1 protein-coding gene is annotated in these 516 nt (G+C 38.4%); it reads right to left on the bottom strand.

The window, feature by feature from the left end; genetic code table 11:
• Nucleotides 1-516, bottom strand: a 516-nt coding sequence (locus AC1D7X_RS25860; protein WP_495476448.1) for an IS3 family transposase, incomplete at both ends; no start/stop codon positions are given.

Here is a 516-nt window from a genome sequence, read left to right as displayed (position 1 = left end):
GGGAGAGGTCGCCTAATTTTTTCTGGAATCGCTCTTTATTGTAGTATTCGATGTGTTCTGCAATGAGTTTTCGAGCACTTTCCTCGCTATCTGGCTTCTGCAAATAAAGTTTTTCCGTTTTAAGATGTGAAAAGAAAGATTCAATACAAGCATTATCATAACAATTCCCTCGTCTGGAGTGACTTCCTTTAAGCTTCCGTTCTTCTAGTAGATTAGCATACGTTTTCGTTGTGTATTGAAACCCTTGGTCGGAGTGTAGGAGGGCTCCTTTTGCATCTATTTGCTTCACTGTATCTACTACAAGCTGTAGATCATTTCGGTTGGATAGTTGCCAAGCTAAGACTTCATTGTTAAAGAGATCTAGAATTACAGAGAGATATACAAAATCATGACCAATTCTTACATAGGTAATATCAGTGACAAGTTTTGATTTAGCTGCCACTGCTGTAAATTCACGATTGAGAATATTGGGAAAGATATTAGATGCTTTACGACCGAAGAACGGCCTCTTCTTAC

It is taken from the genome of Paenibacillus sp. Y568, assembly GCF_059445545.1.
The sequence above is the reverse complement of the archived record's forward strand: the minus strand, read 5'-3'. Positions and strand labels throughout refer to the sequence as shown.